We start from the raw sequence: 21,546 nt of genomic DNA, 5'->3' as shown, positions 1-21,546 counted from the left end.
ATGACGGACGATCTGCAGGCCATCGTCGATCGGATCCACGCCAAGCTGCAGAGCCGGCTGGGCGAGGGAAAAGTGGCCGACTACATTCCCCAGCTTGCCCATGTCGATCCACGCAAGTTTGGCATGGCGGTCGTCACCGTCGACGGCAAGGTCCATAGCGCTGGTGATTGTGCCGAACCCTTCTCGATCCAGAGCGTGTCGAAGGTTTTCACGCTGACGCTCGCACTCGGCAAGCATGGCGAAACCACCTGGAACCGGGTCGGTCGGGAGCCGTCGGGCTCTCCCTTCAACTCCATCGTCCAGCTCGAACAGGAGGCCGGAAAGCCCCGCAACCCCTTCATCAATGCCGGCGCGATTGCCGTCAGCGATCTCGTTCTTGCTGGCCATACGCCGCGCGAGGCGATCGGGGAGATCCTGCGCTTCGTCCGCTATCTCGCGGATGACGAAACGATCGCGATCGACCCGTCGGTTGCGAAATCCGAGGAAGCGACCGGCTACCGAAATATTGCGCTTGCCAATTTCATGCGCTCTTTCAACAAGCTCTCGCATCCGGTCGAGCATGTGCTCGGCGTCTATTTCCACCACTGCGCCATCTCCATGACCTGCACCCAGCTGGCGCGGGCCGGTCTATTCCTCGCCGCCAATGGCCGCAACCCGATGACCGGGCACACCGTGGTCTCAAGCCAGCGGGCACGGCGCATCAACGCCCTCATGCTGACCTGCGGCCACTATGACGGCTCCGGCGAGTTCGCTTATCGGGTCGGACTTCCTGGCAAGAGTGGTGTCGGCGGCGGCATCATGGCCGTGGCGCCGGGACGCGCATCGATGGCCGTCTGGTCTCCAGGTCTCAATCAGAACGGCAATTCGCTGGTCGGTTCGCTGGCGCTCGAAATGCTGGCGGATGAAACCGGCTGGTCCGTGTTCGGGCACTGACACAACACTCCCTTCAAAACAGAAAGCCCGGCCTCCTTTCGGAAGACCGGGCTTGTTTCGTTGGGGGAAGGCTGAGGTCCTCAGTCTTCGCTGGCTGCCATCTGGTTCAGCACGTTGCCGCGTCCGCGCATGCGCAGCACCAGCGGTACGATCAGGGCAGCCGCTGCCACGAGCAGCAGGCCTGCGGCGATCGGCGAGGTGAACAGCACCGTCACGTCGCCCTGGCTGATCGACAAGGCACGGCGCAACTGCTGCTCGGCGAGCGGGCCAAGGATCAGGCCGACGATCACGGGCGCGATCGGATAGTCGAACACGCGCATGATGTAGGCGACGAGACCGAAGACGAGCAGCATGCCAAGCTCGAACACCGACGGATTGGCGCCAATCGTGCCAAGCGTCGCAAACACGAGAATGCCGGCATAGAGCCAAGGCTTCGGGATCGTCAGCAGCTTCACCCACAGACCGACCAGCGGCAGGTTCAACACCAGCAGCATCAGGTTGGCGATGAGAAGCGAAGCAATCAGTCCCCAGACCAGCTGCGGGTTAGTGACAAAAAGCAGTGGGCCCGGCTGCAGGCCGTATTGCTGGAAGCCGGCCAGCATAATGGCAGCGGTCGCCGACGTCGGAAGACCAAGCGTCAGAAGCGGCACGAGCGTACCGGCGGCGGATGCGTTGTTGGCAGCTTCCGGACCGGCAACACCTTCGATCGCACCATTGCCGAACTCTTCAGGATGCTTGGAAAGACGCTTTTCGGTCGCATAGGAGAGGAACGTGCCGATTTCTGCACCACCGGCCGGCATTGCGCCGATCGGGAAGCCAATGACGGTCCCGCGCAACCAGGCTTTCCAAGAGCGCGCCCAGTCCTGGGCGGTCATCCAGACGGAGCCCTTGATCGCTTCCACCTTGTCGGGAGCCTGGGCACCCTGGGCTGCGATAAACAGCGTCTCGCCGATCGCAAACATGGCAACCGCCATGGTCGTGACCTCGATGCCGTCGAGAAGGTCAGGTACGCCGAAGGAGAGGCGGTTCTGGCCGGTCAGCTGATCGATGCCGACAAGCGACAAAGCAAGGCCGATGAACAGAGATGTCAGGCCACGCAGCGTCGAGTTTCCGAAAGCCGACGAGACTGTGACGAAGGCGAGAACCATCAGCGCGAAATATTCGCGCGGACCGAACACCAGCGCCAGCTTCACGATATAGGGTGCAACGAAGGCGAGCGCGAGCGTGGCGATCAGACCGGCCACGAAGGATCCGATCGCAGCTGTTGCCAGCGCTGGCCCCCCGCGTCCTGCACGGGCCATCTTGTTGCCCTCGAGCGCGGTCACGATCGAGGCGCTTTCGCCTGGCGTGTTGAGAAGGATCGAGGTCGTCGATCCCCCGTACATGCCGCCGTAATAGATGCCGGCAAACATGATCAGCGAGCCGGTCGCATCCAGCTGGTAGGTAACGGGCAGAAGCAGCGCGACGGTGGTTGCCGGGCCGATGCCGGGCAGCACGCCGACCATCGTGCCGAGCGTTACGCCGACGAGCGCGTAAAACAGGTTCATCGGCTCTGCGGCAGAGGCCAGACCCTGAAGAAGGAATTCGAAAGTGCTCATGGATTAACTCTCTGGCTCCAAGTTAAAGGAGCAGGTTTTCCAGCGGACCGGCGGGAAGGGAAAGCTGCAGGACGCCCGCAAACAGGTACCAGATGGCGAGACAGATCGCGATGCCGATCGGAATGCTGATATGCAGCCGACGGGCACCGAAGCCGCGTGCGGCGAAAGCGAAAAGCAGGCCTGTCGCAATCGAGAACCCGACGAACCGGATCAGGATCATCTGGGCGAGAAGCCCGGCGACAACCCAGGCGACGGGACCGAATTCCTGCCGTTCGCGCGCGGGGAAATCCCGACGGAATGCCGCAAAGACCGTCCAGATGGCTAGGCCGATCAGGCCGAAAGCGATCCAGTAGGGCACGGAGGCGGGGCCGACAGGCGAGTAGCCAGTCGTACTCGTCAGCCGCGACACATCGATGAAGATGACGGCGGCGACGATCGCGAGTACGGCTGCAATGGCAAGCGCCGCCCAATCAGGGCGGCGCTGTTCGGTAGTCGTGTTTTCAGAACTCATTTGACCAGTCCGATGTCCTTCAGGATGGTTTCCGTCGCAGCGATATCCTTGGCGAGCTGCTCATCGAAGGCTGGGCCGGAGAGGTAGGTGTCCATCCAGCCCTTGGTCTTCAGGTTATCCTGCCAGGTCTTGGACTTTACCAGCTTCTCGATGTCGGCAGTGATGGTCTTCTTCTGCTCGTCGGAAATGCCGGGAGCAGCGGCAACCATGCGCCAGTTCTGCAGCACGACGTCGAGACCGGATTCCTTCAGCGTCGGGGCATCAATGCCGTCGATCTTCTTGTCGGACGAGATCCCCAGCAGGCGCAGCGAGCCGGCCTTGATCTGCGATTCGAATTCGCCGTAGGACGAAATGCCCGCAGTCACCTGGCTGCCCAGGATCGCGGCAAGCGCTTCGCCGCCACCGGAAAACGCGATGTAGTTGATCTTGGTCGGGTCTACACCGGCAGCCTTGGCGATGAGGCCAGCGCCGATATGGTCGGTGCCGCCAGCCGAACCGCCACCCCAGGATACGGAACCCGGATCAGCCTTCAGCTTGGTGACCAGATCCGCCATCGTCTTGATGTCGGAAGAGGTCGGGACGACGATCACTTCGTATTCGCCGGTCAGGCGTGCGATCGGTGTGACGTCTTTCAGAGTTACCGGCGACTTGTTGGTGAGGATTGCGCCGACCATGACGTAACCGCCAACCATCAGAGCGTTCGGGTTGCCCTTCTGCTGGCTGGCGAACTGGGCGATGCCGATCGTGCCGCCGGCGCCCGGAACGTTCATGACCTGGACGCGGTTGGAGATCTTCTCCTGCTGCAGGGCGACCTGCATGGTGCGGGCCGTCTGGTCCCAGCCGCCGCCCGGCGCTGCCGGTGCCATGACCGAATAGTCAGCCGCTACGGCCGGGAAGGCGACTGCGCCCGCGAGGAAAGATGCGATGAGAAAATGTTTCAAGGGTATGTCCTCCGTTGACGTCCTTTTGGACGAAATCTTTGATGGCGCAACGGTAGGATCGATTTGAGCGGACTGGTGCCGTCCGTTGATCTCCTCCCGTCACCGATCGAGTCCGCCTCCGAACGGGTCTCGAATGGTTCTAAGGCAGCATAACAAGCTGACATCTACCTGACATTTCCCTGACTGCGTCTGTTTGACAAGGGTAAATGCCTCAAAATCGCCAGAATTGATCACTGCTGGCGCAAGACCTCGTTCCATTTCGAGATCAGCCGCGCCCGTTTCACCTGATCGAGATAGACCATCAGCCCGAGGCTGACCGGCACCGGCTTCAGTTGGCCACCCAGCATCTCGCGCATCGTCGTTGCGGTGTTGTTGCCGGACACTTCGGGACTGACGGCCGGGATCTGCAGTTCGCGGGCCATAATCGTCTGGCCCTCCTTCGACATGAAGAATTCGAGGTAGCGCTTTCCGAGATCGGCACGTTGAGCGGCTTGCGGCACCAGCCCGATACGCGACATGACCACCGTGTAATCCTTCGGCAGCACGATCCCGACATTCGGGTTCCGCGAGGCCCAGTCGGCGGCGTAGGAACCGACGATATTGTAACCCATCAGGAAACGGCCATCCGCCACCCTCTCGAGGATGGCGCCGCTTGTCGAATAGAGTTTGACGCCTGCCTCGCCCATCGCCCGCACCACCGACCAGATGTCGCCGAACTGTTCCTGGTCGCGCGACATGAACAGGAAACCGACGCCGGAGCGTTCGATATCGTAGGTGCCGATGCGGCCATGCGCCTGGTCACCCTGGCGCGCCAGAAACGCGATGAACTCGGCGCGGGTGGCAGGCGGCGCCTCGTCCTTGAAACTCGGCTTGTTGTAGACGAACACGGCGGGCTCGAAGGTCAGCGCGTAAACCGTATTGCGCCAGTTCGCCCATTCGGGCCACCGTGCGCTCATCGGCAGATCGCTTGCCTGGGCGTAACCGTCATTGGCAAGCTTGACCTGGAGATCCATGGCCGACGAAAACGCGAAATCGGCTGTCTTGCGGCCCGCGTCGGTCTCCCGCACGATCCTGTCGTAGATCTCTCCCGTCAGCATGTCCTCGTAGGACACCGCCACATCCGGGTTGGACGCCTGGAAGCCTGTGATCATCGGCTTGGCAAGAGGCTCGTCCAGCGACGAATAGACGGTAAGGACAGGCGCATCCTTGTTGCCCGAAAGGGCAGGAAACATCAGCACTTCCGCGACGGCCAGATGCGGCGCAGCGATGAGACAAAGACAGAGGAGAAGCTTTTTCATTGCGGGCAAGAATGCCCGACCCGGGCGCTTGCGGCAAGCCGTTGGAAATCCCTCACTGGCGTCCGGAATGCAGAGCTCGCGGTTTACCGCTCCCCTGTTGTATTGCCGGTCGCCGTTATTACCTGTGAATGGCGATTTCCCCACCAGCCCTTTGAGGTTACAACCATGTCGCTTTCCCTATACGACGTCTCCGTCCCGGCGTTTATCCGTGGATTTGCCAATCTCTCCGAGATCCTGAAGAAGGCCGAAGCCTTCGCCGACGAGAAGGGCATTCCCCACAGCCAGCTTCTCGAAGCGTGCCTGATCGAGGACATGCTGCCGCTGACGGGTCAGATCCAGCGCGCTAGCGACACGGCCAAGTTCGTCCCGGTGCGCGTCGGCCAACTCGAAAACGTCGCGATGGAGGATAACGAAGTCACGTTCGCCGATCTCCATGCCCGCATCGACAAGACGGTCGCCTTCCTGAAGACCGTCGTTCCCGCCAGCATGTCCGGTCGCGACGAGGCCGAGGTCGTGCTGAAGACCCGGTCCGGCGAGATGAAATTCACAGCCACCGACTACGTTCTCGGGTTTGCCCTGCCCAACTTCTATTTCCATCTCACCGCCGCCTACGCGATCCTCCGCCACAAAGGCGTACCCATCGGCAAGACCGATTATCTCGGCCGTAGCTAGGCGAGCTATCGGCAGACGCTGCTGTGTCCAGTGACAACCCCGCGTCCCGGCGATAAGAGTCAGCCGGAACGGGGAAATGACGGTTTGCGTATCCTTCTTGTCGAAGACAATCAGACGCTGGCATCGGGCCTTGCCGCGATTTTGCGCGGCAGCGGCTATGTGGTCGATCTCGTGGCCGACGGAACGTCGGCGGAGGCAACGGTCGCCGCCGAAAGCTACGATCTGGTCATTCTCGACCTCAACCTTCCCGAAATGGATGGTCTCGATGTTCTGAAGGCCATGCGCGCCCGCCAGAACCGGGCGGCGGTGATGATCCTCACCGCCCGCGGCACGCCGGAAGAGAGGGTCAAAGGCCTCGATCTCGGCGCCGACGATTACATGACGAAACCGTTCGACGTGCCGGAGTTCGAGGCGCGCATTCGCGTCCTTCTTCGCCGTCAGGCAGGCCTTCGAAGCTCTGTCGTCACCTATGGCGGCGTTACCTTCGATCTGACGTCGCGAACCTTCTCGAGCCAGGGCGTACCGCTCGATATCCCGGCCCGCGAGGTTGCGCTTCTCGAACTCCTCTTCATGCGGGCAGGAAAGGTCGTGTCCAAGGAGGCGATCATTCGGTCGCTGACAGGGTTCGACGACGACCTCTCGTCCAATGCGATCGAGCAGTATGTGAGCCGACTACGAAAGCGGCTTGCGGTCTACGGCCTGACCGTCAAGACCGCCCGCGGCATTGGCTATTATCTCGAGAAAATGGCCTCTCCGGAATGACGCCGACAGCCGCCTATTCGCTCCGCCGCCGGCTTCTCGCATGGCTGCTCCTTTCCACGGCGCTGATCGGTGGCGTCGCCATGTTCGATACCTGGGACGAGGCTCTAGATACGGCCAATGAAGTTTCCGATCGTGTGCTCGCGGGATCGGCTCTCGCCATCGCCGAACGGGTGATCGTCGCGGAAGACGGAGCGCTTGAGGTCGACATTCCCTATGTGGCGCTGGAAATGCTGACCTCTGCTGCGCAGGACAGGGTCTTTTACCGCGTCGACGGGCCGCCCGGCACATTCATCACCGGCTATCAGAACCTGCCGTCCGTCGCGCGGCGGGAAGGCCAGGCGGTGGCGTTCGAAAATGCCAACTTCCGCGGCGAGCCCATCCGCGTGGCAGTCCTTGCCAGATCCGCCTCGACCGGCATTCGCTCTGTGCCCTTCGTCGTCACGGTCGCCGAAACCACCATGGCCCGCGAACAGCTGACGCGCACGATCCTGATCCGGTCGGCGCTGCGAATCCTCTTCATGATCATCGGTGCTGCCGTGATCGTCTGGGTTGCAGTCACGCTGTCGCTTCGGCCCCTCTATCGCTTCAGCGAAGCGATCGCCGAACGCAGCCCGGACGATCTGCATCCGATCGGGGAAAGGGTGCCGAACGAGGTTCAGGGCCTGGTCGATACGGTCAATTCGTTCATGGTGCGGCTCGAAGGCGCGTTGAATGCCCTGCGCCACTTCACCGGCAATGCCAGCCACCAGCTCCGAACTCCGCTCGCAATCGTGCGCACACAGCTCGCACTTGCGGACCGGGCGGACGATCTGGCCACGGCAAAGACCGCAGTCCGCAAGGCGGATGAAGCGGTCGCCGGTGCCGAACATATCCTCGCGCAACTGCTGCTGATGGCAAAGATCGATGCGGCCGGACGCTCGGCAGCATTCCGCAAGCTCGATCTCACCGATCTCGTCCGCGGCCTGACGGGAGATCATGTTCCGGGCGCCGCCGATCGTGGCATCGACCTCGGGTTCGAAGGAGAGGGCGTAACGCAAGTCAATGTCGAGCCGCTGCTGATCGGCGAACTGGTGAAGAACTTGATCGTCAATGCGATCCTTCATGCGGGCTCCGGCACGGAGGTCACCGTCCGCATCGAACGGAGTGGCGAGACGGCCCGGCTCGAAGTGGAGGATAACGGCCCGGGTATTCCGCCCGAGAAGCGAGCTATCGTGCTCGAACGGTTCGGACGTCTGGCCCGCGGCGATGCATCTGGCACCGGTCTCGGGCTACCCATCGTCGAAGAAATCGCCCGCCTTCACGGCGCGACCCTGTCGCTTCACGATGGCTCAGGCGGCACAGGCTTGAAAGTCCGGATCGATTTCCCGCTGGCGGGATAGGTCCTTCAGCCCTTAAGCGTACGCACATTCTCCAGAAATCCAGGTACTCTTCATGGAAAGATCCCCGCCAAGGACAACGAAATCCGCATCATATCCGGACTTCAGAAAGCCTTTGCGGTCTTCGATGCGCGCCGCCTGCGCGGGATAGGCAGATGCCATGCGCAAGGCCTCCTCCAGCGACAGGCCGAGATTGCGATGCACGTATCGGACCGACGAGATCATGTCGATATCGGCGCCGGCCAGCGTCCCGTCGGCGAGCGTCAGCCTGCCATCCTTGCGCAGGATTTCGCGGCCGTTGAGCGTGAACGATGTCATATCGGTCCCGATCGTCGACATCGCATCGGTCACCAGGAAGATCTTTCCCGGACCGGCTTTGGCGCGCAACGCTGCTCCCATTGCGGCAGGATGGACGTGGATGCCGTCGGCGATCAGGCCGGCATAGAGTGATCCCGTATCGAGCGCCGCCCCAACCAGCCCCGGTTCGCGGTGACCGAGCGGGCTCATGGCGTTGAAGAGATGCGTGACGGTGCGAATGCCGGCCTCGGCATAGGCCGTCGCCGTATCATAGCTCGCTTCCGTGTGACCGAGGCTGACGATGATGCCGGCGTCTGCGAGCGTTGCCACCTGTTCTTGTGTCACGCTTTCCGGCGCGACGGTCACCATCAGCACATCGAGCGCCCGTGCGCAGGAGAGCATCAAATCGAGGTCGCGATCCTCCATCGGACGGATGAGCGTAGGATCATGCGCTCCCTTGCGGGCAACGGACAGATGCGGTCCTTCCAGATGCAGTCCGAGAAAGCCGCGAATGCCCCGCGTCTTCGCATCGATACCGGCGGCAACAGTCCGGGCGGAAATGTCAGGCGTGTCGGTGATCAAGGTCGGCAACAGTGCCGTCGTCCCGAACTTCGCATGGGCGGCGCAGATCGTGGCGATACCCTCGACCGTCGGCTCTTCGTTGAGGAGCACGCCGCCGCCGCCATTGACCTGCAGGTCGATAAAACCCGGAGCGATGATCTCGCCACCGTCGATCCTCTCGATCTCAGGTGCGAGCGACGCCGAAGGCTGGATGCGATCGATCCGGCCGTTCGAAAACACGACCGCGGCATTCTCATGCCATTCGGCGCCGTCGAAGATGCGGTTTGCAGTCAGAGCCTTGTGATCGGTCATAGGGTTTCGGTGACTTTATTGAGGGCTGCCGGCTGATCGGGATCGAACCCTTTCGACCGCGACCATGTTTCGACGAAACCGTAGAAGGGCACGATCAGCGCCAGCGCGTCGGTGAGCGGATGGCCGGTTGCAACGAAGGGCAGCTTTCGTGCAGCCCTCACCCTGTCAGAAGTCGCGTAGGCGAGCGCGCCCTTGGCCGCGAAATTGTCTGCGATCTGCACCGCGGAAGCTTCCGCCGCGTCCCTTGCGGCAAATGTCAGCACCGGAAAGCGCTTTTCGACGAGCGCCACCGGACCATGCAGGACTTCTGCCGCGGAATAGGCCTCCGCATGCATGTTGGACGTTTCCTTGAATTTGAGCGCAGCCTCGCTGGCGATCGCAAGCGCCGGGCCGCGGCCGAGCATATAGAGCGAATCTGCATCGCCGAGCTCGCTCGCAAACGCGCTCCAGTCGAGCTTGATGGCTTCATCGAAATGGCCGGGCAGGGCGCGAACCGCCGCCTTCAGCCCGTCATCGGCGGTCCATTCGGAAAGAAGGGCAAGGCCTGCAACAATCGAGCTGACGAAGGACTTGGTTGCCGCAACGGCAATTTCCGGACCGGCATTGATGTCGACCCCATAAAGCGATGCTTCGGTGATCGGCGAGGGAAGCGTGTTGGTGAGCGCAATCGTCACCGCCCCGGAGCGGGTCGCAGCCTCCGCCATCGCGACGATGTCCGGGCTCTTGCCGGACTGGGAGATGGCGATCGCAGCGCCACCGCCAAGCTGCAGATTGGCACCGTAGATCGAGGCAAGCGACGGTCCGAGCGAGGCGACCGGACGTCCTGCCGTCAACTCGATCGCATATTTGATGAACGTCGCAGCATGGTCCGAGGAACCGCGCGCGATCGTTACCAGGAAGGCCGGATCCTTGTCGCGCAGGGCCTGACCGGCCTTGGCAATGTCTGCCGCCGAACGGTCGAGCAATCGGGCCGTCGCCTCCGGTATCTCGTCGATTTCCTGGCGCATATGGGTCTTCATCGTCATCCTCGTCTGATCAGCTGTCGCCAAGCGAAAGCTCGGCCACGAAATCATAGGCATCGCCGCGGTAAAGCGAGCGGGTAAGCTCCACCACCCGGCCGGAGGCCAGGTAGGAAACGCGTTCGATCGACAGTCCCGCCGCCTCGATGGGCACTTCGAGCAGGCCGGCGTCGATCTTTTTCAGATTGGTCGCGGAGATCCGCTGGATGGCGCGTACCGGTCGCGCATCCTTCTTTTCCAGTTCCGCATAGAGCGACTGCTGGAGCGATACCGGGTCGGGCAGGAATTCTGCCGATATGCTGGCGCGCTCGATGGCAAGCGGCATGTCGTTCCCAAAGCGCAAACGTCCGATCCGGGCAACCATCGTGCCGGGTGCGAGACCCAGCATCATCATCTCTTCGGGCGAGGGATGAAACAATCCGCGCTCCAGCCATTCCGATCGGGAAACCAGGCCACGCCGTGCCATGTCCTCGGTAAACGATGTCAGCTTGGTCAGGGGTTGCTCGACGCGCGACAGCGGTTTTACCACGAAGGTCCCGGATCCATGGCGGCGGGTCAGAAGCCCGTCCCGGACAAGATCGTCGACGGCCTTGCGCACCGTGACGCGGCTGACGCTCGCATAGTCGGCGAGATCCCGCTCCGCGGGAAGCGCGTCGCCGTGACCGAGCTTGCCGGACCGGATCGCATCTTCCAGGCTCTGGCGCAGCTTGAGATAAAGCGGGCCGGAGCCGCCGGACTGCAGGCCGTCGAGGGGCAAGATGGCCGTCAGCGCCTCGCTCATGCGCACGCCTCCATCCGTGCTCCAGATGCAAAGGCCTTGACGGCCAGTTCGACGGCACCGGTCAGTGCGTCGGCCCGCGGCTCGGAAAGACGGAGCCTGTGTCTCTCTGCAAGATAGGGAGGATAAAGCGGTGCAAGGCCACCGAGAAGGCAGAGTTTTGCTTTGTCGCCGGAAAGCGCGGTAACTGCATCGAGCGCTTCGTCGATCCCGGCAGCACCGGTATGGAGGATCCGCAAAGCCATCTCGTCGCCACGCGCCGCAAAGTTGAAAACCTTAGGCGTCTGACGCCCGAAGTCGCCGGGCTTTGCCAGCCGCGCGAAATCGACGATCAGTTCCGGATTGTTGTCGAACTCGGCCAGGATCGCCTCGCAGAGCGGCGTCATCGGCCTTATCCGGTCGAAGGCAAGCAGGGTTTCCTGCAGCGCGAGCTGTCCCAGCCTTGCACCGCTGCCGAGATCGCTCACCTGAAACCCCCAGCCGGCGACGGATCTGAACTGACCCTGGCTGCGAATGATATAGACGGTCCCGGTCCCAACGATGCCGATCGCACCGTCTTCGTCACCGATCGCGCCCTGCAAGGCGATGACGCCGTCAGACACGATCTCCGATCTGGCAAAGGGGAGACGTTCGGTCACATAGCCCACCGCGCCGCCGACATTGTTGCCGGCAAGACCCAGGATTGCAGATGCGGATGAAAGATCCGGCGTGAGCCCAGCATCTTCGAACGCCAGCTCTGCGGCTTCAACGATATGCCTCAGGGCAGTGTCGGGATCGGTCAGGATATTGGATGCACCGCTCTTGCCGCGGCCGAGCAGGGTGCCGTTCATATCGGCCAGCGCCGCCCGGCAGCTTGTCCCGCCGCCATCTATCCCGATCACGTAATCCGCCATGGATACCTCCACGAAGAATGATACCAAAAAAATACCATTTACCAAGCGCGAAATTATTGATGCGGACAGATCACGGCTAACACCCTATTTCGACTCGATTATTAGTCCTGAGCGACAGCTGCCGTGTTTCCGTGGGTAACTTTCGTTAATTTCCTGCTGGACAATTGGTATTTTTTTGGCATCATTTTGCTTGAGGGAGAAACGGATGAGCCAAACAGCCACCGAAGCCAGGCATGGGAATACGGAAGGGCTCGATACGCGCGCCCCGACCGAAATCCTTCGGCTTCTGGCGTCCGGTCAGCAGCAGGCGGCCAAGAGCGTCGATGCGGCGATCCCCGCTCTTGCGGATGCCGCGGAACTCGTTGCGTCGGCTCTGAGGCGTGGCGGAAAGCTTGTCTATGCAGGCGCCGGCAGCTCCGGCCTGATGGCCATGGCCGATGCGCTCGAGCTTCCCGGAACCTACGGCATTGCACGCGAGCAGATCGTCCTTCTTCTTGCCGGCGGAACGTCCGTCCTGGCTGACCTGCAGGGTGCGCCGGAGGATGATATCGCCCTGGCCGATCAGGATGCAGCGATCATTGCGGCGGGAGACTGCGTTCTCGCCGTGTCTGCAAGCGGCTCGACCCCTTACGTGCTGAAGATCGTCGAAATTGCCGGGGCCCGTGGCGCAAAGGTCGTGGCACTCGCCAACAATCCCGATGCACCCCTTTTTGACCATGCCGATGTCGCCGTCCTCCTCGAAACGCCGCCGGAAATGGTGGCTGGATCGACGCGCATGGGCGCGGGGACCGCACAGAAGCTTGCATTCAACATGCTGTCGACGCTGGCTGCGATCAAGCTCGGTCACGTGCATGACGGACACATGGTCAATCTGCGCGCCGACAATGCCAAGCTGCGCACCCGCGCCGCCGGCATGGTTGCCGATATCGCAGGCGTGACTGCCGACGAGGCGGTAAGATATCTGCAGGTGGCGGACGGATCGGTGAAGATCGCCGTGCTTCTGGCTGAAGGCGCCCCCGATATCGACGCCGCACAATCGCTGCTTATTCGTTTCGATCAGGTGTTGAGGAAAGCACTTGCGGAACTGAAGATGACGGAAACGACCGAGACTCGCGCCGCAAGGCGCTAACCAATAAGGGAGAACAGCATGAACAGCCTGTTGAAAACAATTCTTTTGGCCACGACGGTGATCGCGTCTGCGGGCGCAGCGTCTGCGGCCGATGTCACGCTCAACATCGAGAGCTGGCGCAATGACGATCTGGCGATCTGGAAAGAAAAGCTGATCCCGGCCTTCGAAGCGAAGAACCCCGGCATCAAGCTCAACTTCTCGCCGACCGCACCGACCGAGTACAATGCGTCGCTCAACGCCAAGCTCGATGCAGGCTCTGCCGGTGACATCATCACCTGCCGTCCGTTCGATGCCTCGCTCGAACTCTTCAACAAGAAGCAGCTCGTCGATCTCACCAGCCTGTCGGGCATGAGCAATTTCTCGCCGGTCGCCAAGGCCGCCTGGTCGACAGACGACGGCAAGTCCACCTTCTGCGTGCCGATGGCATCCGTCATCCACGGCTTCATCTACAACAAGGACGCCTTCGACCAGCTGAAGATCGCAGTGCCGAAGACGAACGAGGAATTCTACGCCGCGCTCGACAAGATCAAGGCTGACGGTACGTTCATTCCGCTTGCCATGGGAACCAAGGATCTCTGGGAAGCCGCAACGATGGGCTACCAGAACATCGGCCCGAACTACTGGAAGGGCGAGGAAGGCCGCAAGGCGCTGATCGAAGGCAAGCAGAAGCTGACCGATCCGGAATGGGTCAAGCCCTACGAAGAGCTGGCCAAGTGGAAGCCTTATCTCGGCGACGGTTTCGAAGCCCAGACCTACGCCGATAGCCAGAACCTCTTCACGCTCGGCCGCGCGGCGATCTTCCCTGCCGGTTCATGGGAAATCGCGCTTTTCACCAGCCAGGCCCAGTTCAAGATGGGCGCGTTCCCGCCGCCGGTGCTCAAGGCTGGCGAGACCGGCTACATCTCCGACCATCCGGATATCGGCGTCGGCTTGAACACCAAGAGCAAGCATCCGGAAGAAGCCAAGAAGTTCCTCACCTGGGTTGCCTCGCCGGAATTTGCAGAAATCTACGCCAATTCGCTTCCAGGCTTCTTCAGCCTGAATTCGTCGCCGGTGAAAATGGCAGATCCGATGGCGCAGGAATTCGTCTCCTGGCGTGAAAAATACAAGCCGACGGTCCGCTCGACCTACCAGATCCTGTCGCGCGGCACACCGAACCTCGAAAACGAGACCTGGGTCGAATCGGCCAACGTCATCAACGGCACCGATACCCCGGCCGTTGCCGCCGAGAAGCTCCAGAAGGGCCTCGACAGCTGGTACAAGCCAGGTAAGTAAGAAGCTTACACTCCCGTTGAGGGAGGGTCGACCCGACGGGCCGGGGTGGGGTGATCCTTGTGCGTGTGGTGTCACCCCCACCTGCAGCTTCGCTGCGACCTCCCCCTTCAAGGGGGAGGTATCGTGATGATGCTGCGCCAGCGCAAGCACAAGAAAACAGGCAAAGCCATGAGCGACATCCACCCTTCATCTGCCCTGCAGCCGGTATCGATCAAGCGCCCGTTCCGCTGGCATATCGTCGTCTTCATGGCGCCGGCGCTGCTGGTCTACACGGCGATCATGATCCTGCCGTTGATCGAGACGCTCAGGCTTTCGTTCTACAACACTGTCGATGGTGCTCAGTCCTTCGTCGGCTTTGCAAACTACCAGGTCCTCTTCGGTGATGTCCGCTGGGCGCGCGATTTCTGGAATGCGCTCACCAACAACCTGATCTTCTTCGCCATCCACATGTGCGTGCAGAACCCGATCGGCATTGCGCTCGCAGCACTGCTGTCACTGCCGAAACTGCGGTTTGCCGCCTTTTACCGCACCGCCATCTTCCTCCCGACGCTTCTCTCCTTCGTCATCGTCGGCTTTATCTGGAAGCTCATCCTCTCGCCGATCTGGGGCGTTGCGCCCTGGCTGATGAGCCTTGCCGGCGCCAAATGGCTGTTTGCGCCCTGGCTCGGTCAGTCCGGCCCAGCCCTGATTGCGGTTTCCCTCATCTCGGTTTGGCAATATGTCGGCATACCCATGATGCTGATCTATGCGGCGTTGCTCAGCATCCCGGAAGAGGTGGTCGAAGCTGCCGAATGCGACGGCATTACCGGCTGGAGCCAGTTCTGGAAGATCAAGCTGCCGCTCATTCTGCCGGCGATCGGCATCATCTCGATCCTGACTTTCGTCGGAAATTTCAACGCCTTCGATCTGGTCTACACGGTGCAGGGCGCGCTTGCGGGCCCTGATATGTCGACGGATATTCTCGGCACGCTTCTCTACCGCACCTTCTTCGGTTTCCAGCTGCAACTCGGAGATCGCTCCATGGGGGCAACGATCGCAGCGGTGATGTTCGTCATCATCCTCGCCGGCGTCTCGTTTTACCTTTTCGCCATCCAGCGGCGCATGCGCCGCTACCAGTTCTAGGGGGCGTGTAGATATGTCCAACAAGGCACGCTCTTCACCGATCCGCTCAAGCCTCGTGCATCTGGCTTTGATCGCCTACACGCTGATCGCGCTCTTCCCGGTGTTCCTCACCATCATCAACTCGTTCAAGGATCGCAATTCGATCTTCCGCAATCCGATGCAGGTTCCGACGCCATCGAGCTTCAGTTTAATCGGCTACCAGACGGTGCTCGGCCAGGCGGATTTCATCGGCTATTTCCAAAACAGCATGATCGTCACGGTCGTCTCGATCGCCCTCGTTCTGCTGTTCGGCGCGATGGCCGCCTTTGCGCTGTCCGAGTATCGCTTCCGCGGCAATACGCTGCTGGGGCTCTATATGGCGATCGGCATCATGATCCCGATCCGGCTTGGCACTGTGGCGATTCTGCAGGGCATGGTCGCATCGGGCCTCGTCAACACGCTCACCGCGCTGATCCTCGTCTACACGGCGCAAGGCATCCCGCTTGCAATCTTCATCCTGTCCGAATTCATGCGCTCGGTCTCCGACGACCTCAAGAATGCCGGACGGATCGATGGGCTCTCGGAATATGCGATCTTCTTCCGCCTGGTCCTGCCGCTTGTGCGGCCGGCCATGGCAACGGTTGCCGTCTTCACCATGATCCCGATCTGGAACGATCTCTGGTTCCCGCTGATCCTTGCACCCTCTGAAGCCACCAAGACGGTAACGCTCGGATCGCAGATCTTCATCGGCCAGTTCGTGACCAACTGGAATGCGGTGCTGGCGGCCCTGTCGCTCGCCATCCTGCCGATCCTCGTCCTTTACGTCATCTTCTCGCGGCAACTGATCCGCGGCATCACGTCTGGAGCCGTCAAGTGAGTTCAACCGAAAAGCCGATCCGCGTTCTTGTCGCAGGCCTCGGCAACATGGGCCGCAGTCATGCGCTGGCCTATCACAACAACCCGGGCTTCGAGATCGTCGGTCTCGTCAACCGCTCGAAGCCGACGCTCGATCCGGCCCTTGCCGGCTACGAGATCCATGCCGATTTCCTGACTGCCCTTGCCGAGTTGAAGCCAGACCTCTGCGCCATCTGCACCTATTCCGACAGCCATGCGGACTATGCGGTCGCAGCCTTCCAAGCCGGCTGCGACGTGTTTGTCGAAAAGCCGCTGGCAACCACGGTTGCCGATGCCGAGCGCGTCGTTTCCGCCGCCAAGGCCGCGGGCAAGAAACTGGTGATCGGCTATATCCTGCGCCACCATCCGTCCTGGATCCGCCTGATTGCCGAAGCCCGCAAGCTCGGCCCGCCCTATGTGTTCCGCATGAACCTCAACCAGCAATCGTCAGGCCCCACCTGGGATGTCCACAAGGCCCTGATGCAGACGACGCCGCCTATCGTCGATTGCGGCGTGCATTATGTGGATGTCATGTGCCAGATCACCGATGCCAAGCCGGTGGAAGTGCGCGGCATGGGCCTGCGCCTTTCCGATGAAATTGCGACCGACATGTATAATTACGGCCACCTTCAGGTGATCTTCGATGACAAGTCGGTCGGCTGGTACGAGGCGGGCTGGGGGCCGATGATCTCCGAAACTGCGTTCTTCGTGAAGGACGTGATGTCGCCGAGAGGCTCGGTCTCCATCGTCATGGACCCCAATGCCAAGTCCGACGATATTGACACGCATACCAAAACCTCTGTCATTCGCCTTCACAACGCCGAGACCGGCCCGGACGGCAGGTTCATCAGGCCCGACGAGGATATGACGATGGCGGGTGAGCCCGGCCATCAGGAGCTTTGCGATTTTGAGCAGGCCTATATGCTGAAGGCGATCCGCGAGGATATCGATCTGACCAGGCACATGGACGACGCGGTTCAATCGCTGCGCATCTGCCTTGCGGCGGATGAAAGCGCAAGGACCGGCAAGCCAATCTATCTCTGAAAGCAACGCAAGCAAGACAGCCGGGCGGACAAACGTCCGCGATTGCACCAAACGACAGAAGTGGGAATACGCTCGTGGGTTCGCTGCAACTGAAATCCATCCGAAAGGCCTTCGGCGATCATGAAGTGCTGAAGGGCATCGACCTCGAGGTTCAGGATGGCGAGTTCGTCATCTTCGTGGGTCCATCCGGCTGCGGCAAGTCCACGCTGCTGCGGGTCATTGCAGGCCTTGAAGATGCGTCATCGGGCTCGATCCGGATCGACGACCAAGAAATGGCAACCACCCCGCCCGCCAAGCGCGGCATCGCCATGGTCTTCCAGTCCTACGCGCTCTACCCGCATCTGACGGTGAAGGACAATATGGGCCTCGGACTGAAACAGGCAGGAACGGACAAGGCCGAGATCGAGACGCGGGTGTCGAATGCCTCGTCGCTCCTATCGCTCGATCCCTATCTCGCCCGTCGTCCGGCGGAACTGTCCGGCGGCCAGCGCCAGCGCGTCGCGATCGGCCGTGCCATCGTGCGGGAACCGAAACTCTTCCTGTTTGACGAGCCGCTGTCCAACCTCGACGCGGCGCTGCGCGTGCAGACCCGGCTCGAGATCGCCCGCCTGCACCGGCGCCTCAAGGCAACGATGATCTACGTCACCCACGACCAGGTCGAGGCGATGACGCTCGCCGACAAGATCGTCGTCCTCAGCGCCGGCGCGATCGAGCAGGTGGGGTCTCCGATGGAGCTCTACAACAAGCCCGCCAACGTCTTCGTCGCCGGTTTCATCGGCTCGCCGCAGATGAACTTTATCCCGGGCGAGACGCTTTCCGAAAGCGGCATCAAGACCATCGGCATCCGGCCGGAGCATATCGCTCTGTCGCGAGAAAGCGGCGACTGGAAGGCCAAGGTAGTCCATGCCGAGCACCTCGGCGCCGATACCATCCTCTATCTCGAAACCGAGACGGCGGGCCTCATCACGGTCCGTCTGTTCGGCGAGCATCGCTATGGTCCAGACGACATCGTCTTTGCCACACCGGATAAGGCCTCGCTGCACCGGTTCGACGAAAACGACAAGGCGATCGGTTAACCTTTAAATCGGCCGTAACCAGTTCCGTCTTCCACTACCTCCAATGCGGGAAAGCGAACCTTTGCGCTCCTTCCGCGTTATGGGGATGGAGGAAACGGCAATGACGGTAATTTTAATTCTGATTGCAGCGATCGCCACTCTCGCAGGGACCGGCGCCCTGGTGGTTCGCCAGATCGCGGATGCTCGCCGCCAGCAGTACCAGGACGAGGTTCTGGCCTCAGATCTCGGCTATCTGCGCGAAGTCGAGCGCACCAAGAAGCGCTTCCGGCACGCGGCCCACAAGACCCGCAAACTCGCCGCCCGCCGCACCCGGATCCATCAGACGAAAGCTGCGCACAGCACAGCCGCGTACTTCGCGAATTAAGCCTTGGTGTCACAAGGTAGGCTTTGCGATGGAGGTCGCTAGCTGACAGTACGTGCAAACTGGCTCGCGAACTTGACGTTGTATGCGTGGAGATCGCCTTCGGGCGTGATCACCAACTCGGTGATGTTGGCGCGCTGGAAGGTGTCGTCAGCGGTTCGATCGTTGATCTTCAGACTTACGGTCAGCGCGCCGTCGATTGTATCGATCAGCTTGTAATCGTAAGCGATTTTTTCGCCGAAGCAGATGATCTCGCTGCCCTCGACTATCAACACCGAATTTGAGTCTTCCACGTCCGTCCACCGGCCCTGCATTTCTGCAGGAAATGGTGCATCACGTTCGAGCCGATCCATCACTGACCTTTCGATGCAAGTTGGTGCCGTCGTTTCACTCGACGATGGGTGCAGCAATCGTGAAGAGACCGAGTGTGTAAGCGCACCGGGGTATCAAAAACCTTCGGCGGCTTTCAATACTTCATTCTGAGATTGTTCAATCAAAGGAAAAGATTTGGTGGAGCTAAGCGGGATCGAACCGCTGACCTCTTGCATGCCATGCAAGCGCTCTCCCAGCTGAGCTATAGCCCCATCAGGGTGGTCCGGGTGTTCCGGTCCTTGGGAACTCCGAAGCAGCGATGCTGACCGGAGTGGCGGCTTATTACGTCCGGTTTTCGGAGAGTGCAAGCCTGTTTTTCAAAGCCCGGCAATTTTTCTTCAAATTACCGGGCTTTAGGTCGAAAGATCAATTCTCGTCGTCGTCGCCGCCAACGCCGACAATGCCGGTTACGTCGTCGTCTTCATCGTCTTCGTCGGCTTCGAGGAAGGTGTTGTCGTCATCGTCGCCGATATCGACATCATCGTCGTCGCCCAGATCCGGGATGTCGTCGCCGGTTGCCGCATCGTCGGCGTCGTCGGTTGCGACGGGCTCGACAGTTGGGTTCTCGACGTCGACTTCCTCGACATCTTCTTCTTCCGCCTGCTCCAGCTTTGCAGCGGCGCTGTTTTCGGCGAAGAACGACAACGGCCAGGACTTGCCGCTATAGGGGGAAACGACGGGATCGCGGTTCAGATCGTAAAACTTCTTGCCGGTATCCGGGTCGGTGCGCTTGGTTCCGAGTTCCGCTTTAGCCACTATCAAAGCCTCATGAGATGGCCGAACAGGTCGGCGAAGCCGCATAAAGCGGCAATCAATGGGTGAAAAATCTAAGCCGGTCCCCATAAGGCCTGGCGGGCTCCATGTCAAAGACTAACTTTTCCTGAATTCCTTGGCAGGCAGGCTAATGACCCGCCTTTTGCTTTGTGATAACGACGGCGGAAATCAAAGGCATACGAGCAAGGACCGATCATGTCGCATGGGATTGCCCTCAAACCGGCAAAGTCGAGAAGATCGACAAACCTCACCGGGACCGTCCGCATCCCGGGCGACAAGTCCATCTCGCATCGTTCCTTCATGTTCGGAGGCCTGGCTGCCGGAGAGACGCGGATCACCGGCCTCCTGGAAGGCGAAGACGTCATCAACACCGGCAAGGCGATGCGTGCCATGGGCGCGAAGATCGACAAGGTCGGCGCTGAGTGGATCATCCAGGGCACCGGCAACGGCGCGCTGCTGGCACCGCAGGCGCCTCTCGATTTCGGCAATGCCGGCACCGGCTGCCGCCTGACGATGGGTCTCGTCGGCGTCTACGATTTCGAGTCCGCCTTTATCGGCGATGCCTCGCTGTCCAAGCGGCCGATGGGCCGGGTGCTCGATCCATTGCGCGAGATGGGCGTCCAGGTGACGTCGATGGACGGCGACAGGCTGCCCGTCACGCTGCGTGGTCCGCGCACGCCCAACCCCATCGTCTACCGCGTGCCCATGGCCTCGGCGCAGGTCAAGTCCGCGGTGCTGCTTGCCGGTCTCAACACGCCTGGCGTCACCACGGTGATCGAACCAGTGATGACCCGCGACCATACCGAAAAGATGCTGCAGGGTTTCGGCGCTGATCTGACCGTCGAGACCGATGCCGACGGCGTTCGCACGATCCGGCTGGAAGGTCGCGGCGCTCTCAAGGGGCAGGTGATTGATGTTCCCGGCGATCCGTCCTCGACCGCGTTCCCGCTTGTGGCCGCCATCCTGGTGCCGGGATCGGACGTGACCATCATGAACGTCCTGATGAACCCCACCCGCACCGGTCTTATTCTGACGCTGCAGGAAATGGGTGCGGATATCGAGGTGATGAATGCCCGCAGCGCTGGCGGCGAGGATGTGGCCGACCTGCGCGTCCGCGGCTCCGACCTCAACGGCGTCACCGTTCCTGCCGATCGTGCGCCATCGATGATCGACGAATATCCCGTCCTCGCGGTCGCTGCAGCCTTTGCGGAGGGAACGACGACGATGCTTGGTCTCGAGGAACTGCGCGTCAAGGAGTCCGACCGTCTCTCGGCCGTTGCCGAAGGCCTGAAGCTGAACGGCGTCGATTGCGATGAAGGCAAGGAGACGCTGGTCGTGCGCGGCCGTCCAGGCGGTAAAGGCTACGGCAATGCGTCCGGCGCTGCCGTTGTCACCTATCTCGATCACCGCATCGCCATGAGCTTCCTTGTTCTCGGTCTTGCATCGGAGCACGAAGTCACGGTCGACGACGCGTCGATCATCGCCACCAGCTTTCCAGAATTCATGGATCTGATGACCGGTCTCGGCGCGCAGATCGAGAACCAGACCGACGGAAAGATCTGAGGCGCA

The 21,546-nt window shown here is 61.2% G+C and carries 22 protein-coding genes and 1 tRNA gene; 12 read left to right on the top strand and 11 right to left on the bottom strand.

What is annotated here, in order from left to right; translation table 11 throughout:
• On the top strand, window positions 1–933 hold the full coding sequence (locus ACQY1J_RS20350; RefSeq protein WP_113165751.1) for a glutaminase: 933 nt from the start codon (window positions 1–3) through the stop codon (window positions 931–933).
• Window positions 934–1,013: 80 nt separating this feature from the next.
• Here ACQY1J_RS20350 and ACQY1J_RS20345 read toward each other — a convergent pair whose 3' ends face one another.
• The 4 genes from ACQY1J_RS20345 to ACQY1J_RS20330 form a co-directional block, all read right to left on the bottom strand.
• Complete coding sequence (locus tag ACQY1J_RS20345; protein ID WP_062454231.1) at window positions 1,014–2,531, bottom strand: tripartite tricarboxylate transporter permease; 1,518 nt, start codon at window positions 2,529–2,531, stop codon at window positions 1,014–1,016.
• A gap of 22 nt (window positions 2,532–2,553) precedes the next feature.
• The gene (locus ACQY1J_RS20340) at window positions 2,554–3,042 is read right to left on the bottom strand and encodes a tripartite tricarboxylate transporter TctB family protein (protein ID WP_062454230.1); all 489 of its coding nucleotides are present in this window, start codon (window positions 3,040–3,042) and stop codon (window positions 2,554–2,556) included.
• Entirely contained in the window at window positions 3,039–3,983 is a 945-nt protein-coding gene (locus ACQY1J_RS20335) for a Bug family tripartite tricarboxylate transporter substrate binding protein (protein ID WP_062454229.1), read from the bottom strand. Before ACQY1J_RS20335 ends, ACQY1J_RS20340 begins: the two co-directional genes overlap by 4 nt.
• 230 nt (window positions 3,984–4,213) lie before the next feature.
• Window positions 4,214–5,281 (bottom strand): ABC transporter substrate-binding protein, encoded by a 1,068-nt coding sequence (locus ACQY1J_RS20330; RefSeq protein ID WP_430250699.1) that lies wholly within the window; start codon window positions 5,279–5,281, stop codon window positions 4,214–4,216.
• Between the two features lie 165 nt (window positions 5,282–5,446).
• Here ACQY1J_RS20330 and ACQY1J_RS20325 point away from each other — a divergent pair, with 165 nt between their 5' ends.
• The 3 genes from ACQY1J_RS20325 to ACQY1J_RS20315 all read left to right on the top strand — a co-directional run bounded on the left by ACQY1J_RS20325 (window position 5,447) and on the right by ACQY1J_RS20315 (window position 8,094).
• Window positions 5,447–5,953, top strand: a complete 507-nt coding sequence (locus tag ACQY1J_RS20325) for a DUF1993 domain-containing protein (RefSeq protein WP_062454227.1) — start codon at window positions 5,447–5,449, stop codon at window positions 5,951–5,953.
• An 84-nt stretch (window positions 5,954–6,037) separates the two neighbouring features.
• Entirely contained in the window at window positions 6,038–6,715 is a 678-nt protein-coding gene (locus ACQY1J_RS20320; protein WP_113109268.1) for a response regulator transcription factor, read from the top strand.
• On the top strand, window positions 6,712–8,094 hold the full coding sequence (locus ACQY1J_RS20315) for a sensor histidine kinase (protein WP_430250698.1): 1,383 nt from the start codon (window positions 6,712–6,714) through the stop codon (window positions 8,092–8,094). Before ACQY1J_RS20320 ends, ACQY1J_RS20315 begins: the two co-directional genes overlap by 4 nt.
• Before the next feature lie 12 nt (window positions 8,095–8,106).
• Here the strand turns inward: ACQY1J_RS20315 and nagA are convergent, their stop codons facing one another.
• The 4 genes from nagA to ACQY1J_RS20295 are packed head-to-tail and all read right to left on the bottom strand — an operon-like array spanning window position 8,107 to window position 11,951.
• Entirely contained in the window at window positions 8,107–9,261 is a 1,155-nt protein-coding gene (gene nagA / locus ACQY1J_RS20310; protein WP_430250697.1) for an N-acetylglucosamine-6-phosphate deacetylase, read from the bottom strand.
• The gene (locus tag ACQY1J_RS20305) at window positions 9,258–10,286 is read right to left on the bottom strand and encodes an SIS domain-containing protein (protein ID WP_430250695.1); all 1,029 of its coding nucleotides are present in this window, start codon (window positions 10,284–10,286) and stop codon (window positions 9,258–9,260) included. The genes nagA and ACQY1J_RS20305 overlap by 4 nt, the downstream gene beginning before the upstream one ends.
• Before the next feature lie 10 nt (window positions 10,287–10,296).
• The gene (locus ACQY1J_RS20300; protein WP_184654292.1) at window positions 10,297–11,061 is read right to left on the bottom strand and encodes a GntR family transcriptional regulator; all 765 of its coding nucleotides are present in this window, start codon (window positions 11,059–11,061) and stop codon (window positions 10,297–10,299) included.
• Window positions 11,058–11,951, bottom strand: coding sequence for a BadF/BadG/BcrA/BcrD ATPase family protein (locus tag ACQY1J_RS20295; RefSeq protein WP_430250694.1), 894 nt, complete (start codon window positions 11,949–11,951; stop codon window positions 11,058–11,060). The genes ACQY1J_RS20300 and ACQY1J_RS20295 overlap by 4 nt, the downstream gene beginning before the upstream one ends.
• 205 nt (window positions 11,952–12,156) lie before the next feature.
• On the opposite strand from ACQY1J_RS20295, the gene ACQY1J_RS20290 reads away from it, so the two are divergent.
• The 7 genes from ACQY1J_RS20290 (at window position 12,157) to ACQY1J_RS20260 (ending at window position 18,834) form a co-directional block, all read left to right on the top strand.
• On the top strand, window positions 12,157–13,080 hold the full coding sequence (locus tag ACQY1J_RS20290) for an N-acetylmuramic acid 6-phosphate etherase (protein ID WP_430250693.1): 924 nt from the start codon (window positions 12,157–12,159) through the stop codon (window positions 13,078–13,080).
• An 18-nt stretch (window positions 13,081–13,098) separates the two neighbouring features.
• Window positions 13,099–14,355 carry an ABC transporter substrate-binding protein gene (locus ACQY1J_RS20285; protein WP_062578544.1) on the top strand — a complete coding sequence of 419 codons (1,257 nt, stop codon included), beginning with the start codon at window positions 13,099–13,101 and terminating at the stop codon, window positions 14,353–14,355.
• Window positions 14,356–14,523: 168 nt separating this feature from the next.
• Window positions 14,524–15,477 carry a carbohydrate ABC transporter permease gene (locus ACQY1J_RS20280; RefSeq protein WP_113165771.1) on the top strand — a complete coding sequence of 318 codons (954 nt, stop codon included), beginning with the start codon at window positions 14,524–14,526 and terminating at the stop codon, window positions 15,475–15,477.
• Between the two features lie 13 nt (window positions 15,478–15,490).
• Window positions 15,491–16,333 (top strand): carbohydrate ABC transporter permease, encoded by an 843-nt coding sequence (locus tag ACQY1J_RS20275; RefSeq protein WP_062454218.1) that lies wholly within the window; start codon window positions 15,491–15,493, stop codon window positions 16,331–16,333.
• On the top strand, window positions 16,330–17,394 hold the full coding sequence (locus ACQY1J_RS20270) for a Gfo/Idh/MocA family protein (protein WP_430250692.1): 1,065 nt from the start codon (window positions 16,330–16,332) through the stop codon (window positions 17,392–17,394). The genes ACQY1J_RS20275 and ACQY1J_RS20270 overlap by 4 nt, the downstream gene beginning before the upstream one ends.
• A gap of 74 nt (window positions 17,395–17,468) precedes the next feature.
• On the top strand, window positions 17,469–18,470 hold the full coding sequence (locus ACQY1J_RS20265) for an ABC transporter ATP-binding protein (RefSeq protein WP_062454216.1): 1,002 nt from the start codon (window positions 17,469–17,471) through the stop codon (window positions 18,468–18,470).
• A gap of 100 nt (window positions 18,471–18,570) precedes the next feature.
• The gene (locus ACQY1J_RS20260) at window positions 18,571–18,834 is read left to right on the top strand and encodes a hypothetical protein (RefSeq protein WP_174195392.1); all 264 of its coding nucleotides are present in this window, start codon (window positions 18,571–18,573) and stop codon (window positions 18,832–18,834) included.
• A gap of 38 nt (window positions 18,835–18,872) precedes the next feature.
• Here ACQY1J_RS20260 and ACQY1J_RS20255 read toward each other — a convergent pair whose 3' ends face one another.
• From ACQY1J_RS20255 to ACQY1J_RS20245, 3 genes are all read right to left on the bottom strand, one after another.
• The gene (locus tag ACQY1J_RS20255; protein WP_184654286.1) at window positions 18,873–19,184 is read right to left on the bottom strand and encodes a hypothetical protein; all 312 of its coding nucleotides are present in this window, start codon (window positions 19,182–19,184) and stop codon (window positions 18,873–18,875) included.
• Window positions 19,185–19,339: 155 nt separating this feature from the next.
• A tRNA-Ala gene (locus ACQY1J_RS20250) sits at window positions 19,340–19,415 on the bottom strand.
• A gap of 154 nt (window positions 19,416–19,569) precedes the next feature.
• Window positions 19,570–19,959: a TIGR02300 family protein gene (locus ACQY1J_RS20245; RefSeq protein WP_062454214.1), complete on the bottom strand. Its 390-nt coding sequence runs from the start codon at window positions 19,957–19,959 to the stop codon at window positions 19,570–19,572.
• A gap of 213 nt (window positions 19,960–20,172) precedes the next feature.
• Between ACQY1J_RS20245 and aroA the strand changes: the two genes are divergently transcribed.
• A complete protein-coding gene (aroA, locus tag ACQY1J_RS20240) occupies window positions 20,173–21,540 on the top strand; it encodes a 3-phosphoshikimate 1-carboxyvinyltransferase (RefSeq protein ID WP_430250689.1) in 1,368 nt (455 codons plus the stop codon).
• The last annotated feature ends 6 nt before the right edge of the window (window positions 21,541–21,546 follow it).

Origin of the sequence: Neorhizobium sp. DAR64860/K0K1 (genome assembly GCF_050500205.1) — a bacterium.
In the GTDB taxonomy this organism is placed as follows: Bacteria; Pseudomonadota; Alphaproteobacteria; order Rhizobiales; family Rhizobiaceae; genus Neorhizobium; species Neorhizobium soli.
This window is presented reverse-complemented; position numbering and strand designations above follow the sequence as displayed.